The sequence below is a fragment of the Oribacterium sp. HCP3S3_B9 genome, assembly GCF_052064255.1.
Classification (GTDB): domain Bacteria; phylum Bacillota; class Clostridia; order Lachnospirales; family Lachnospiraceae; genus Oribacterium.
In genome coordinates, this window is sequence record NZ_JBQHVY010000002.1 from 77,322 (window position 1) to 92,761 (window position 15,440).

Sequence of the window (15,440 nt, forward strand, 5' to 3'; positions counted from 1 at the left end):
CAGCCTTCGTGCTTACCGGCTTTCGCCCTGTGCGGGTACCTTCCGGTGTTTGCTGAGATGTGCTGTTTATGTTCTTCTATAAAAGAAGCCGCGTCTCAAAAAGACGCGACTTGTAATATAACATAAAGCTTTGATTGCTGTCAATATTTTAGACGGGCGATTTTTCGTGAATTTGTAATCCTCGCTACTGTCCGCCGAGCCATATCTGAACGGTAACGAATCCTCGATCAGTCCGGCATCACCGGCTCTGGATTCGTATCGGTGGATGGTGCCACGAAGATGTCGCCATCCTTCTTCTCACCGACGACGGCTTCCTTCGGCTTGCTCCAGGTCATGTATTCACACTCCGGATAGCGGGAGCAGCTGTAGAAGATCCGGCCCTTCTTCGAACGACGCTTCACGCACTCTGCGCCGCAGTCCGGGCAGGTGAAGCCGGCATACTCGACATACGGCTTCGTGTTCCGACACTCCGGGAAGCCCGGGCATGCCAGGAACTTGCCATGTGGACCGTACTTGATGACCATGTGGCGTCCGCACTTATCACAGAGCACATCGGTCTCCTCATCACGAATCGTGATCTTCTCGACCTCCGCCTGTGCCTTCTCGACGGCTTCCTCGAGATCCGGGTAGAAGTTCTCGACGATCGTCTTCCACTTCGTCTTACCAGCTGCGACACTATCAAGCAGGGACTCCATATTCGCGGTGAATGCGGTATCGATGATGGTCGGGAAGTTCTTCTGCATCATATCGTCGACCGCGAGACCGAGCTCGGTGACGAAGATGTTCTTCTTTTCCTTCGCGATATAACGGCGCGCCAGCAGGGTGCCGATGGTCGGTGCATAGGTTGACGGACGACCGATGCCATCCTCCTCGAGGGCCTTCACGAGTGAAGCCTCGGTATAGTGTGCCGGCGGCTGTGTGAAGTGCTGCTCCTTATCGAAGCTGTCGAGCGAAAGCTGCTCGCCGACCGTAAGCTCCGGGAGCGAAACATCCTTCTCCGCCTTATCCTCCTCCGTCATGTAGACCGAGAGGAAACCATCGAAGCTGAGCTTCGAGCCGTTCAGTGTGAAGACATACTCGCCAGCACGCAGCTTTACGGACTCGGTGCTGTAGAGCGCAGCCGACATACGGCTCGCGAGGAAGCGCTTATAGATCAGCTGGTACAGGCGGAACTCGTCACGCGGGAGCTTCGCCTTCGCCTCCTCGGGACTAAGCTCTAGGCTCGTCGGACGGATCGCCTCGTGTGCGTCCTGGATCTTCACTTCGGCCTGTGCCTTCGACTGTACGCTGGAACCACCGTTCACATAATGCTCGCCGAACTGTGCCGCGATGAAGCTTCTGGCCGCCGCATCCGCCTCGTCGGCGATACGTGTACTATCGGTACGCAGGTAGGTGATATAACCATCCTCATACAGGGTCTGTGCGAGCTTCATGGTCTTACTGGTGGCGAAGCCGAGAGACTTCGCCGCCTCCTGCTGCATCGTCGAGGTCGTAAATGGCAGGGGTGCCTTCTTGCGACGCTCGGACTTTCGGATGTCACTCACGATGAAATCATCCTTTCCGATCTTCTGCAGGATCGCATCGACCTCAGCCTCTGAACTCAGTGCCTGCTTCTTCTCGCCACCGTAGAAGGCGGCGGTGAGCTTCTTCTTTCCGTGCAGGAGGATCGCATCGAGGGACCAGTACTCCTCCGGTACGAAGGCCGCGATCTGGGCTTCACGGTCACAGATCATACGGAGTGCGACGGACTGTACACGACCGGCAGAGAGGCCCTTACGGATTTTCTTCCATAATAATGGACTGATGGTATAACCCACGAGACGGTCGATGACACGACGCGCCTGCTGCGCATCCACGAGGTCCATATCGATATCGCGCGGACTTTTCAGCGCGTTCTTAACGGCATTCTTCGTGATCTCGTTAAAGGTGATACGCGTAATCTTCGCTTTATTCTTCTCATCCTTCTCGAGCTCGTTACGGAGATGCCAGCTGATGGCCTCCCCCTCACGATCCGGGTCGGTTGCGAGATAGATGCGATCCGCCTTCTTCGCTTCTTTCTTCAGCTTTGCGAGGAGCTCGCCCTTGCCGCGGATCGTGATGTACTTCGGCTCATAGTCATGCTCGACATCGACGCCGAGGGAGCTCTTCGGCATATCGATGAGATGTCCCATGGTGGCATCGACCGTATACTGCTTGCCGAGAAATTTTTTGATCGTTTTCACCTTTGCAGGCGACTCTACGATAATCAGATTGTTTGTACTTGCCATTCAGACTCACCTTTTATTTATACAAGATCTGCGCCGGATGGCTGATTTCATACAGAAATCGGTATACCGGTGCAGATAAACGTTCTTTCCCGAAAGGGTAAATCTCAGACAATATACAACACTCTTTTTTGTTTTGCAAGACGCGCATCTGGTATACAAGGCATTCCGGCGTCGCAAAACCGGTTTGGATTCAGCAGGGAACCCGGTGGGACCCTTGTACTGTCTGTTTCTAAATTCGTCGCCGGTAGAATCCCAGCTTCGGGCTCTCGGAGAAGCCGAGGATCTCAAGCTCGAGGAGGATGGAGCTGAGCTCCTGTACCGACATCGCGAGCTTTCCGATCAGCTGGTCGAGATGCTTCGCCTCGACATCGAGGGCCGCATAGACCTTCTGCTGCTTCGGATTCAGCATCGAGACATCCTTCTCGAGCATCTGCTGTTCCTTATGATATGTCAGATGCAGGTACTCGAGCACATCCTCCGGACTCGTCAGGATGTCGGCCCCCTGCCGGATCAGCTGGTTGCAGCCCTTCGAGAGTCCGTCCGTGACCCGCCCGGGCAGAGCGAAGATCTGCTTCCCCTGGTCGAGGGCATCCCCGACGGTGATGAAGGTACCGGATTTTTCACGGGCTTCGAGGACGAGCACGGCATCTGCGAGGCCGGCGATGATGCGGTTCCGGCTTGCGAACTGCTTTCCGATCGGCGGCGCATCCAGCGGAAGCTCCGAGATCGCGCCACCGCCATACTCGAGGATCTTGTCGTAGAGCAGAAAGTTGCGGGCCGGGTAGCAGACATTGAGGCCACAGCCGAAGACGGCATAGGTTTTCGCCTCCGCATCGACGGCACCCCACTGCCCTGCACTGTCGATCCCCGCCGCCATCCCGCTGATGATGCCGATCCCCTGCATCGCCAGCGCTCGACCGAAGGAGCGGGCGACTTGCAGCCCGTAATCGCTCGCGCTTCGTGCGCCGATGATGGCGACGGTCGGCCTGTCGTCCGGCGGAAGGCTGCCGCGGACATAGAGTGTCCGTGGCGGATCCGGTATGTTTCGGAGACGCTCCGGATAATCCGCATCCAGCGGCGTCAGTTCTCGTATCTCCTGTTTAAAATGTAAATCTCTCACCGTCATGGTTTTCCTCCTGTCCCGTACAGCTGATCCTCGATGCCGCGGTAGTTCACGGCCTCACTCAGATGGGCGATCTGGATCCGTTCCTCCTCTTCGAGGTCCGCGATCGTCCGGGCGACCTTCAGGACCTTATGATAGGTGCGCATCGACATCGATCTAAGCTGAAAAATACGCCCGATAAAGGCGAGTTCCTTCGATCCGAGCGTGCAGTAGCGTTCGATTTCCCGTATACCCATCTCTGCATTCACCCGTATCTTCGATTCTCCACGGAAGCGTGCCGTCTGGATCTCCCGCGCCCGGAGCACCTGTGCGCGGAGTTCTGCCGAGCTCGGACCACTGTCCTTCGAAACTGCATCTGCGAAGGCCACCGGTGAGGCTTCGACGCAGAGGTCGATGCGCTCGAGGATCGGCTTACTGATGCCGCGCTGGTACTGACGGATCTGGCTTTCGGTGCACTGGCACTTATTCCGGTCCGGAAAGTAGCCGCACGGGCAGGGGTTCATCGCCGCGACGAGAAGGCAGTCTGCCGGATAGCGGAAGGTGCCGTTCAGACGTGAAATGATGACCTGCTTCTCTTCGATCGGCTGCCGAAGTGACTCGATCGAGGCCTTTGAAAAGAGCGGGAGCTCATCGAGGAAGAGGACTCCACGCGATGCAAGGGCGAGTTCACCGGGCACGACGCCACCCTGGGCGGAGCCGCCGACGAGCGCTGCTGTCGTGATCGTGTGATGCGGGGTCCGGAACGGGCGGTGATTGAGCAGTGACTGCCCCGGTGGAAGCAGCCCCGCCACTGAGTACACCTTCGTGATCTCGATATTTTCCTCACGGCTGAGCGGTGGCAGGATCGTCGGGATGCGCTTCGCGATCATGGTCTTCCCGGAGCCGGCGACACCGGACAGGAGCAGATTGTGGCCACCCGCGGCCGCGATGAGGGCTGCACGGACACCGTAGCTCTGACCGTGCACCTCGGCGAAGTCCACAGCATAGGATTCGTGGACTTCGGTCTGCACCGCTTCCTCGCGCGGGTAACGGAGAAAGCGCTCCTTTGACTCGATGAGATTACAGAGATCGACGAGATGCTCGACGCCGATGATATCCATGTCCTCGACGACCAGTGCCTCCTGAATGTCGACGAGCGGCACGACCGCCCCGCGCAGTCCGGCCCGCTTCATCTCGGAAACGAGCGACAGCACGCCATTCACATGCTTGATGGAGCCGTCCAGCCCGAGCTCACCGATGAATCCGTATGCATCGAGTGAAAAGCTGTCGGTCAAAAACACAGAACGTAAGATCCCGGTCACGATGGCCAGGTCGAAGCAGGTCCCGTCCTTGCGCCGGTCTGCCGGGGCGAGGTTGATGGTGAGCCGGCGTGGCGGCATGGAAATCTGCGCGTTCCGAAGTGCGACATCGCAGCGCTCCAGCGCCTCCCGCACCGAGGGCGAGACATTGCCGACGATGACGGACCTGGGAAGCCCATGACTCTCGTCGACCTCTACGGACACAGAATAACCATCCAGTCCGGATAAACCTGCACTATTAATTTTTGCCAGCATAGAATTCCTCTTTCCGGCGATTCAGAAACTAAAACGACCTTACCATGGAATCAGATTCCTGGTAAGGTCGTTAAGTGGACTATAGTCTGAAAACAGACGCGAAAAAGTGGCGGGTTTCCGGGCCAGACGCCACTTTTTCATCCCCAAAAAATATTTTGTTAGCCAGAAGGTAGCGGTTCCGCGGGAGTGACCGGGGTCAGACCCCGTGTGCCAGATACTTCTTCGAATATCTGGTCGGAACGAAATCTCGATACTTATGGGGTCAGACCCCCTGGCCGCCCGAAAGGTCATGCAAGGCGAGATCAGCCCCCGCCGGAGTGACCGGGGTCAGACCCCGTGTGCCAAATACTTCATTGAAAGTCGAGTTGAAATGAAACCTCGTCACTTATGGGGTCAGACCCCCTGGCCTCCCGGAAGGTCATACAAGCCGGGGATTACTGGAGAAACGGGCGGAAGTCCTTCGGTGGTTCGGCGGTGAGGGTCTGGCCGGCGAGCTTCTGGAGCGGGCCGTCAAGGTTTTCCGGGAAGTGCAGTTCCCACGCGTGGAGGAGCTGTGACTGCACGCCACCATGGGTACGGTAGTAAGCATTGGCGTCCTTCCGGCCGTACTTCGGGTCACCGATGATCGGGTGGCCGATGGCACGGAGGTGTGCACGGATCTGGTGGGTCTTACCGGTGATGAGGTGGACCTTCAGAACGGTGTATTCCGCACTGCGCTTCAGCGGTTCGTACGCGGTATGGATTTCGACGGCGTCCGGGAACGGCTGTGGGCGGATCTCGACGCGGTTCGTACGTTCGTCCTTCGCGAGGTAGCCGTCGATGCGCTGTGCGTGGTCAATGTCTCCATTTACGATGGCGAGGTAGTACTTCTCCATCGTTCGGTCACGGAGCAGCGTGGCGAGCGCCTGCAGCGCCGGGAGGGTCTTGCCGAAGAGGATGAGGCCGGAGGTGTTCCGGTCGAGGCGGTTTGCGATGCCCGGCTTGAAGGTCTGGAGCTGTGCTTCCGTGAGGGCTCCTGTCGCCATCAGGTACTGGAGACAGCGCTCGTTCACTGACGGAAGACCGGAAGCATCCGACTGGCTGAGCCATCCGGATGGCTTGTTCAGCACCAGCAGGTTTTCGTCCTCGTAGACGATATGCTTTCGGAATCCCTCTACGTCAAACGCGCGCTTCTCTCTTCTTTCAGAAGTATTTCTGGAAGATCCGTTACGATACGTCTGTGCGTTGCCGTCAAAAGCACGCTTCTCTCTTCTTTCAGAAGTATTTCCGGAAGATCCGTTACGGTACATCTGTGCGTAGCTCTTTCCTGCGGATGATGTCTGATCCGATGCCGGACAGGCACACTTAGCGGATGCATTCGCTCTCGCCTCCCGGTTCTTTTCAGCACTTCCGAAATACTGCCCCGTCCGCCCCGTCATGGTGGCGAAGGTTTCCTCGGAGAAGTACATCTTCACGGAGTCTCCTAGGTTCAGGATTTCCTTCCCCTCGGCCTTCTTATCGTTCAGCACGATGTTCTTCTTCCGAAGCATCTTATAGATGAAGGAGGTATTCGCATTTTTCAGATATTTCCGCAGCAGCTTGTCGAGGCGCTGCCCGGCTTCGTTGGTCGATACGTTGATTTCTCTCACAGAGGTTCCTCACTGTCAATTTATGATGTGCGCTCGTTTTCTCCTTGGTTGTAACAGATCAGGCAGGGACCCCGGCTTAGATATTTCACCGGTCTCGGAGTACTGTGCCTCCGTTACCGCTCCTCCGGGTTCCGTCCCTGACTGCGTCAGGCCTTCACGTCAGCGCGATCGTTTCCTTCCGGCTTTGAATGATGGAAGGCGGAGCCGGTGACGAGCTGGTCGCCTGCATTGGCCGCATCACCGTCGTAGGCACAGCGGCCGTTCAGGAGTCGCATGCTCAGCATGATCAGCTTCGTCGGCAGGAGCTTACTGAGGATGCGGAACAGCTTCATGCTCACGCCATATACGGACATGCCCTTTCCGAGCACACTGTCCATCAGCGCGAGGTGACAGACCTTCTCCGGGTTCGCCATGAAAAGATACTTATAGAACGGGATGTGGCCGCTGGTCTCGGCGCGCTCGAAAAACTCGGTTTTCACCGGGCCAGGGCAGACGGCGGTGACACGGATGCCGGTCGTCCTGAGCTCTTCGGCGAGGCTCTGGCTGAAGCTCAGCACGTAGCTTTTCGACGCGGCGTAGACGGCGAAATTCGGCTGCGGCAGGAAGGCAGCGCTGGACGCGAAGTTCAGGATGCGGGACTTTGGGGCCATGAACGGCAGGCAGAGGCGCGTGATCGAGGTGAGTGCGCCGATGTTCAGGTCCACCATGCCGAGCTGATCCTCGAGGCTTAATCCCCGGATGGTGCCGATCTGGCCGAAGCCCGCGGCGTTCACAAGGAAGACGATCTCAGGTGCCTCCTCCGCGAGGGCACGCTGCAGAGTATCCCGTGCGGCACTCGTCTGGAGGTCGTCGGTGAAGAAGCGGCACGGCTTCGTGAGCTGCTTCTCGAGGGCTTCCAGGCGCTCAACGCGACGTCCGAACAGCCAGAATGCCTCGATGTTCGGGATGGTATCGTTCAGTTCGATGGCCATACGCCGGCCCATACCGGAGCTTGCGCCGGTGATGATCGCAATTTTCATATCTGCACCTCTTCTTTTCTTTGATACCCAGTATACCATGCCGACGCAATGCCATCCCGTTAAAGAATCATTTCCGCCATAAAACCTTCTCTTCCGTGGTGGTCGGCATGCTGCGCGATATACGGACTAGGGCATAAAAAAACCGGAAGCTCTACAGCTTCCGGTTCATTCCTGCGGGAGATGGGACTTGAACCCACACGTCCTATCGGACACAAGATCCTTAGTCTTGCCTGTCTGCCAATTTCAGCACTCCCGCGCGACAAGGTGTATATTAGCACAGCGGAAGCCGGTTGGCAACAACTTTTTTCATTTTTCGTTTTTGCTCCGGAACTTCTTCGTCTCCCGGGGGTCTGACCCGTGGGCCACTCGTTAATTTTCTTCTGCTTCCGTCGTGGTCGGCTGCGCGGCGAGCTGTGCCTTGCGGGCCTTGATGTCCTCCTGAACGGATTTCTTCGTGCTTTCGTAGATGGCACGGCCCTGCTCACGACCGAAGGCCTTCATCAGGCGCACGTAGTAGGTGTGTAAGGTGTTGATGCCTTCACTGTACTTTTTCTTCGTGAGCTGGATGTCTTCTTCCGTCATCTGAAGAGCCGGCTGAGCCTCCGCAGCATCTACGGTCACGTCGTCTTCCATCTTCTTCGATGATTTTCCAGACTTCTTCGAAGCGGGAGCCGTAGACTCCGACTTCATTTGCGTCATTTCCGAAGCGTTCGCTGCATCCTCTAAAGACGTCTTTACTGAAGCACTGGCATCCTTGTCCGAAGCCTTTTCGCGCTTTACAGCGGCTTTCTTTTTCGCTTTCGGCTTACTGGAGGTCGCAGCCTTTTTTGTATCTGCAGGCTTTTCCGAAGCGTCGGACTCCTTCTTTACAGAAGCGGACCTCTTCGACTTACGATGTGCACCGGACTTCTTCGTCTCGACATCCGGTTTCATGTCATCCGTTGCTACATCCTGTCCTGCCTGCACATGTTCTGAGTCTGCCTTCTCTTCCGTCGCCGTTACAGCATGCTCTGTAATGACCGTTTCCAGTGTCTTCTCCGGAGCGGTTTCAAGCTGCTCTGATGCAGTTTCCGCAGCTGGCTTCTTTACATTTTCTGGCTTCGAAGCATCTACAGCTGTTTTTTCTTCCATCGTAGTCTTTGCATCGTCTGAGACGTCTGCCCGAAGATCAGCTGCAGCTTCCCCAGCCTGCGCTGTCACAGCGATCAGGCGCTCTTTTTCTGCTACTTCATCCTTCGCTGGAGCAGCACCGGAAACGTCTGCGGTTTTCGTGCCTGCTGCGCCCTGGCTGTTTTCTGTATCCGCCGCTGTGTCCTTCTCTGCCGTATGGTCCGCAGTGCTCTCCGCCACTGCTTCCGTATTCTTCACAGCATCTGCAACGCTCTTCTCCGTGGCATCTGCGTTTACCTTTACTTCAGCCTCATCTCTCTTCTCAGCAGCATCTGCCTTCTGTGCGTCTTCCTTCTTATCTGCGTTTACTTCCTCTGCCGGGCCGCCGACTCTCTTCATGGAGCGGGTGACCGGATCCCAGACGAACTGTACGCGGTTTGGATCGACCTTTGCTACCGCCGTCGTCTTCTTCTCGGCCTTCACAAGCGCCGTCGTTTCCTGCGTCACCTGTGTCCGTGTCGCAGCGTTCGCGATGTCCTGTGGCATATTTCCGGAAGTACTATTTGCGATGTTCTTCTTCGGATCCTCGGAAGCGCTCTTCTCTTCCTGCTTTCGGTTCTCAGAAGTGCGCTGCTTCTCATCGTTTACCGACCTTGCATCCCTGCGGTTCTTCTCTGCCGGCTGTGCATTCTGCTTCGGATGATTTCTGTTCCTTGCGGCAGACGGTTCGTCCTGCTCGTCCTTCCGCTCATCGCGCTCCTGACGCTTATCGAGGGCGATGCGGGAAGCCTCGTTCATCTTCATGATGCCATCATACCCGCCGAAACGCTCCTGTACTGTCTCACTCGTCGTGTTCTGCTCCGCTGTGCCGTTCTGCTCCCGGCGATTATTCTCCTGCTCACGTGTGCTGCGCGCGTTCTGTGTCCGTGCATCCGGCTCACGACCTGTCCGCTGCTCACTGTCGATCTTCTCTGCTGCAGTGGCATCCGAACGATTCTGCGCATTCCGGTCATCGCGCTCCGGTCGATCGTTCCGGTCATTTCGGTTATTCTGATCATTGCGACGGTTGCGGCCATTCCGTCCACGGCCGCCACGCTCACTGCGTCCTACAGCGGTCGAAGCCTCCGCTTCCGTGACCGCAACCACGTCGGAAGTATTGTCCGAGGATATGGACGCGGTCATCGCCGTCTCCTGCTGTGTTGCAGATTCCGACTGTGCCTCACGTGCAGTGTTCTCGGACTTCGCTACGGCACTGCTCAGTTCCTTCGCGAGCTGATCGGCCGGGGTCTCGGTCATGAGCGGATTCGGCAGGATCGCCACCGGCTCACTCACTTCCATGAAATTCCGGGTATCGTTGCGACGACGGCGCTGGTTGCTGCGGCTGAGCGTCGGACGGGTCGGAATGGTGTTCATCGTCGTGAATGTATCGACGAGCATCGCCTTCTGCTCGCGCTCCTTGCAGAGACGGATCCGTGCCTCGTCGTTCAGCTCCGAGCTCAGAAGGCACTGCTTGATCGTCTCGCCGAGCAGGATCTCTGCGCCGCGCAGGCTGTGCCAGAAATCGCGTACGGCGGCATAGCCATGGTCCTTCGATACGATACAGATCTTCTCGCCCGAATCCAGGAACATGCCGGTCGTCGACGCGATGTACATGTCAAGCGCGTTGCTGTGCTGCTTCAGCAGCTTCACGAGACGCACATGCACCCCGTTCTTCCGAAGATCATCCACGACGCCCTTCGTCACGGCACTGTTCTCATCACTGTAGTATATAACGAGCGTATCACTCTCGTTGAGGTAAGTGTAGCCCTCGAGTCCCGATGCATGGGTATTCTCAAAATCAACTAAAATAATCACTGTAGCTCCTTCTGCTTTCGCTGATGTTCCCTCATGGGTTCCAGCCTCTGCGTCCCGCAGATACTTCAGTACAGTCGCTCTCCGCTCATGCATCCCGGAAGAAGCCTGCATGCGATACACATCACATACAGAACACCTCCGCTCTTCTCCAGATGAAATCCGATCCGTTCCATCAGGATCGAAACAACACGTCCGTCTCATCCGGTTCATATACCCCTGCATGAAATGAAATTTCAGCCTGTACAAACCCAGGGTTTCTAAACATAATTTTAAATCGTGACTAGTATAACAAAAAAACCGGTTCAAATGAACCGGTTTTTTCAAGCGACGAGGATGAGACTCGAACTCACAACCCGCATACACGGGCACCAACTTTCCAGGCTGGCCGACTACCAATTATCACACCTCGTCATGTGTTGTGCTGCATCAATTCAGCTCGTTTATAATAGCAAAGCACCACGCCCACGTCAAGCACTAATTAAAATATTTTTCGGACAGCAAGTAACAGTTCAGCTAAGGGGACCCAGAGGGGCGACAACGGAGTACTGTGCCTCCGTTGCCGCCCATCCGGGTCACCGGCTCGAGACATGCTCACTTAATCATAGACCAGTGGTGCTTTCTTCATCCACTCGCTGAACTCTTCGTCCGTGCAGCGTACATAGTGGCTTCCCTCCACGAGGTGCTTCGTACCCTTCGTGTAGTCGATGCCGGAGGTCTTATAGTCATAGGTTTCCGCGACACGCTTCTTCTCGACCACCGGGTTCGGGCTCGGGATCGCGCTCAGCAGTGAGCGGGTATACGGGTGCACCGGATGGTTAAAAATCTCCTCGGTCGTACCGGTCTCGAGCAGATGTCCGAGATGGAGGACGCCGATGCGGTCGGAAATATACTTGACCATCGAAAGATCATGCGCGATGAAGAGGTACGCCGTGCCGGTCTCCTCCTGGATGTCCTTCATGAGGTTCACGACCTGCGCCTGGATCGAAACGTCGAGCGCGGAGATACACTCATCCGCGATGATCAGCTTCGGGTTCATGATGAGTGCACGGGCAATGCCGACACGCTGACGCTGTCCACCGGAGAACTGGTGCGGATAACGGGTCGCATGCTCCGGTGCGAGGCCGACCTTTCGGAGGATCGCCTTCACCATCTGATCACGCTCTGCCGCACTCGCAAACTTATGATGGATATCGAGGCCCTCTCCGATGATGTCCTCGACCTTCTTACGCGGATTGAGCGAAGCCATCGGATCCTGGAAGATCATCTGCATATCGTTGCGGAGGAGCTTCTGCGTATCCTTACTCATCTTTCCGCTGATATCCTTCCCCTCGAAGAGGATCTTTCCTGCGGTCGGATCATAGAGACGGATCACGGAACGGCCGATCGTCGACTTACCGGAACCGGACTCACCGACGAGGCCGTAGGTCTCGCCCGGATAGATCTCGAAGCTGACGTCATCGACCGCCTTCACCGTGAAGGAATTCGAGACCTTGAAATACTGCTTTAAGCCGTCCACTTTCAGGATCGGCTCCTGATTATAATTCACTGCCATCGATGCCGGCTCCTTTCTTCATACGTTCGATTCTTGCGCGAAGCTCCGCCGGCATCTCTACCTTCGGTGCACGCGGGTCCAGAAGCCAGGTGGCTGCATAGTGCGTATCGCTGATCTTAAACATCGGCGGATCGGCCTTGTCGTCGACCTCGAGCGCAAACCGGTTACGCGGTGCGAAGGCGTCGCCCTGCTTCTCGTGGAGAAGGTTTGGCGGTGAACCCGGGATCGTATAGAGACGCTCGTCGGCGGTGTCGAGGTCCGGCATCGCACTGAGGAGACCCCAGGTGTACGGATGGCGCGGATCGTAGTAGATCTCGTTGATCGTACCCTTCTCGACGATCTTTCCGGCATACATGACATTGACATAATCCGCAACCTTCGCCACGACACCGAGGTCGTGGGTAATGTAGATAACGGAAATGCCGCGCTCCTCCTGGATCTTCTTAATCAGCTCCAGGATCTTCGCCTGAATCGTCACATCAAGTGCGGTCGTCGGCTCATCGCAGATCAGCAGGTCCGGATCACAGGCCAGCGCGATCGCGATCACGATACGCTGCCGCATACCACCGGAGAGCTGGTGCGGATAGTTCTTCATCCGCTTCTCCGGCTCCTCGATGCCGACCTCTCGAAGCAGCTCGACGGCACGCTTCCAGGCATCCTCCTTCTTCGTTTTATAGTGCCAGATCATGCCCTCCATGATCTGCTTCCCGATGTTCATCGTCGGATCGAGGGAGGTCATCGGATCCTGGAACACCATGGAGATCCGCTTACCGTTGATATGTGTACGGATCCACTTCTTATCCTTTTCGAGGATTTCGACCGTCTCGGTCTGTCCATCTGCGTGGGTGTAGGTGAAGCGGATGGAGCCTGCATTGACCGTCGCGTTCTTCGCGAGGATGCCCATGGCGGCCTTCATCGTCACCGACTTACCGGAGCCGGACTCACCGACGATGGCGACCGTCTCCCCCTTGTAAAGGTCAATGTCTACGCCACGGATGGCATGCACCATTCCGGCCGTCGTCTTAAAGCTGATATCAAGATTCTCGATCTTGAGAATTTTTTCTCTCTGTTCTGCCATCTTACATCTCCTTCATCTTCGGATCGAGCGCCTCACGGAGACCGTCGGCGATCAGGTTAAACGAAAGCATCAACAGCGCCATGACGATGATCGGCGGGATGATCTGATACGGATGGGTCGTAAAGCTGTTATAGCCATCAGAAATCAGGGAGCCGAGGGAGCACTGCGGAACCGGGATACCCAGTCCGACGAAGCTCAGGAACGCCTCGGTGAAGATGGCGGTCGGGATCGAGAACATGACCTGGGTGATGATCGGTCCGATGATGTTCGGCAGGATCTCCTTGAAGATGATATGGAACGCACCGGCACCGAGGGTTCTCGAGGCGAGGACGAACTCCTGCTCCTTCAGCTTCAGCATCTCGGCCCGCGCGATCCGGCTCATGCCGACCCACTCGGTGAGCATCAGCGCGAAGATGATGGTCACCATACCCGGCTTCAGCACGAGAAGCAGCAGGGTCACGATGACGAGCCGCGGGATACCGTTCATGATCTCGAGGATACGCTGCATGATGATATCGGTCTTCCCGCCGAAGTAACCGGACATCAGTCCATAGGACATACCGATCACCATGTCGATGATGGTCGCGGCGAAGGCGATGATCAGGGACACACGGGTACCGGACCAGGTTCTCGTAAAGATATCACGGCCATACCGGTCGGTTCCGAACCAGTAGAAGGTATCGTAGAGCTTCTTCGCTGCATACTCGTTCACGAGCTTCGTGCCGGTGGTGGTCTTCATCTTCTCGGAGCCGTCGAGGATGCCGAGATTCTCGATCACCTGCATACGAGGTGCGAGGTTCTTCATCTGCAGATTCTGTGCAGAGAAGCTGTAGCCGGAGATCTTCGGCCCGATGATCGCCATGAGGGTGATCAGGAGAACGAACACGAGACCGATGACGGCACTCTTCTTATGGATGAAGCGCGTCGTCACATCCTTCCAGAAGGACTGGGAGGAGAAATTGCTGTCGATCGCGATCTCGCCGGCATTATCCTTCCGGACGAAGTCACTGTCGACCGGGACATAAACATTGACCGTACCAGCCGTCTGGGCTGTCATGAGCTGTTTTTTCTTTCCAAACATACTTATTTACCGTCCTTTGCGAGTCTGATACGCGGGTCGATGATGCCATAGAGGATATCAACGACGAGCATGATGCCGATGTACATCGCCGAATAGATAAACGCGAGGGAGATGACGACGTTGTAGTCATTCGACTGGATCGCGTTTACGAGCAGTGAGCCGACGCCCGGGATGGCGAAGATTTTCTCGACGACGAGGGAACCGGTCATGAGGTCGACGATCAGCGGTGCCAGGACCGTGATGATCGGGATCAGGGCATTTCGAAGTGCATGACGGAAAATCAGGGCGAATCCGGAGATACCCTTCGACTCCGCGAGCAGCATGTAGTCGCTGTCGAGGACCTCCATCATCTCAGAACGGGTGAAACGTGCGATGGAGGCCATCGTGAACATCGAGAGTGAAATACTCGGCAGTACGCTCGAGGCCATCGCCCGCTTCGCATCGAACAGCATCGGGAACAGCTTCATGTTGAAACCGAGCTGGTAGCTGAGGAGCAGTGCGAATACATAGGACGGTACGGATACACCGATGACTGAAATCACGGTGCAGAGGGTGTCGACCCAGGTATCGTGGCGAAGCGCCGCGATGAGGCCGAGGATGAGGCCGACGACAGCACCGAGGCTGACCGCAGCACCACCGATACGGATGGAGATCGGAAGACGGGTTGCGATGAGCTGGGAAATCGGGGTGTTCTTCGAGATATTGTAGCTGACACCGAAATCACCGGTCAGCATGTTTTTTACATAGCGGAAGAACTGCACGACGACGGGCTGATCGAGTCCATACTTCGCATACAGTGCGGCGCGCTGTGCATCATTCAGCTTCTCATCATTGAACGGTGATCCCGGCATCAGCTGCATCAGGATAAAGAGCACCAGTAAGATGACGAGGAGGGTGAAGATCGAGGTTAACACTCGCTTGGTTACATACTTTTTCACAATTACCTCCCTTTGGACAAGAGTGCGTACACTCTTCTGCCCTGCGTACTACGGTTTAAGCCGTAGACACGCTCGAAAGCGCGGCCGTCTTCGATTTTCCTCCAAAGTTTTCCTGTTTTGCAGGAGCACTCCGGGATGTACGTCTCCGTACGTCGAAGCAGTGCGTTTCTGAGCCTGTCTATGGCATAAGCCTGAAATGATACAGGCCGCATTTTCATGCGGCCTGCTATCAAAAGA

At 56.3% G+C, this 15,440-nt stretch carries 10 protein-coding genes and 2 tRNA genes; all 12 read right to left on the bottom strand.

What is annotated here, in order from left to right:
• Positions 1–227: 227 nt before the first annotated feature.
• Positions 228–2,267: a type I DNA topoisomerase gene (gene topA, locus ACTNC3_RS01730; RefSeq protein WP_441226263.1), complete on the bottom strand. Its 2,040-nt coding sequence runs from the start codon at positions 2,265–2,267 to the stop codon at positions 228–230.
• Between the two features lie 229 nt (positions 2,268–2,496).
• Positions 2,497–3,393 carry a DNA-processing protein DprA gene (gene dprA, locus ACTNC3_RS01735; RefSeq protein WP_410042989.1) on the bottom strand — a complete coding sequence of 299 codons (897 nt, stop codon included), beginning with the start codon at positions 3,391–3,393 and terminating at the stop codon, positions 2,497–2,499.
• Positions 3,390–4,943 carry a YifB family Mg chelatase-like AAA ATPase gene (locus tag ACTNC3_RS01740; RefSeq protein ID WP_441226264.1) on the bottom strand — a complete coding sequence of 518 codons (1,554 nt, stop codon included), beginning with the start codon at positions 4,941–4,943 and terminating at the stop codon, positions 3,390–3,392. Before ACTNC3_RS01740 ends, dprA begins: the two co-directional genes overlap by 4 nt.
• 434 nt (positions 4,944–5,377) lie before the next feature.
• Positions 5,378–6,571: an RluA family pseudouridine synthase gene (locus tag ACTNC3_RS01745; protein WP_441226265.1), complete on the bottom strand. Its 1,194-nt coding sequence runs from the start codon at positions 6,569–6,571 to the stop codon at positions 5,378–5,380.
• Positions 6,572–6,717: 146 nt separating this feature from the next.
• Positions 6,718–7,590, bottom strand: a complete 873-nt coding sequence (locus ACTNC3_RS01750) for an SDR family NAD(P)-dependent oxidoreductase (RefSeq protein WP_410042992.1) — start codon at positions 7,588–7,590, stop codon at positions 6,718–6,720.
• Positions 7,591–7,762: 172 nt separating this feature from the next.
• Positions 7,763–7,846, bottom strand: a tRNA-Leu gene (locus ACTNC3_RS01755).
• 113 nt (positions 7,847–7,959) lie between these two features.
• Positions 7,960–10,554, bottom strand: a complete 2,595-nt coding sequence (locus ACTNC3_RS01760; RefSeq protein WP_441226266.1) for a PIN domain-containing protein — start codon at positions 10,552–10,554, stop codon at positions 7,960–7,962.
• 325 nt (positions 10,555–10,879) lie between these two features.
• Positions 10,880–10,965: transfer RNA gene (locus ACTNC3_RS01765), tRNA-Ser, on the bottom strand.
• A 184-nt stretch (positions 10,966–11,149) separates the two neighbouring features.
• A complete protein-coding gene (locus ACTNC3_RS01770; RefSeq protein WP_410042994.1) occupies positions 11,150–12,106 on the bottom strand; it encodes an ABC transporter ATP-binding protein in 957 nt (318 codons plus the stop codon).
• On the bottom strand, positions 12,090–13,184 hold the full coding sequence (locus tag ACTNC3_RS01775) for an ABC transporter ATP-binding protein (protein WP_441226267.1): 1,095 nt from the start codon (positions 13,182–13,184) through the stop codon (positions 12,090–12,092). The genes ACTNC3_RS01770 and ACTNC3_RS01775 overlap by 17 nt, the downstream gene beginning before the upstream one ends.
• Position 13,185: 1 nt before the next feature.
• Positions 13,186–14,265 carry an ABC transporter permease gene (locus ACTNC3_RS01780; protein WP_441226268.1) on the bottom strand — a complete coding sequence of 360 codons (1,080 nt, stop codon included), beginning with the start codon at positions 14,263–14,265 and terminating at the stop codon, positions 13,186–13,188.
• Between the two features lie 2 nt (positions 14,266–14,267).
• A complete protein-coding gene (locus tag ACTNC3_RS01785) occupies positions 14,268–15,203 on the bottom strand; it encodes an ABC transporter permease (RefSeq protein ID WP_410042997.1) in 936 nt (311 codons plus the stop codon).
• Between the last annotated feature and the right edge of the window lie 237 nt (positions 15,204–15,440).

Bases quoted from the DNA above. Each gene is read 5' to 3' on its own strand.
- topA (WP_441226263.1), bottom strand. From the start codon at position 2,267: ATGGCAAGTACAAACAATCTGATTATCGTAGAGTCGCCTGCAAAGGTG.
- dprA (WP_410042989.1), bottom strand. From the start codon at position 3,393: ATGACGGTGAGAGATTTACATTTTAAACAGGAGATACGAGAACTGACG.
- ACTNC3_RS01740 (WP_441226264.1), bottom strand. From the start codon at position 4,943: ATGCTGGCAAAAATTAATAGTGCAGGTTTATCCGGACTGGATGGTTAT.
- ACTNC3_RS01750 (WP_410042992.1), bottom strand. From the start codon at position 7,590: ATGAAAATTGCGATCATCACCGGCGCAAGCTCCGGTATGGGCCGGCGT.
- ACTNC3_RS01770 (WP_410042994.1), bottom strand. From the start codon at position 12,106: ATGGCAGTGAATTATAATCAGGAGCCGATCCTGAAAGTGGACGGCTTA.
- ACTNC3_RS01775 (WP_441226267.1), bottom strand. From the start codon at position 13,184: ATGGCAGAACAGAGAGAAAAAATTCTCAAGATCGAGAATCTTGATATC.
- ACTNC3_RS01780 (WP_441226268.1), bottom strand. From the start codon at position 14,265: ATGTTTGGAAAGAAAAAACAGCTCATGACAGCCCAGACGGCTGGTACG.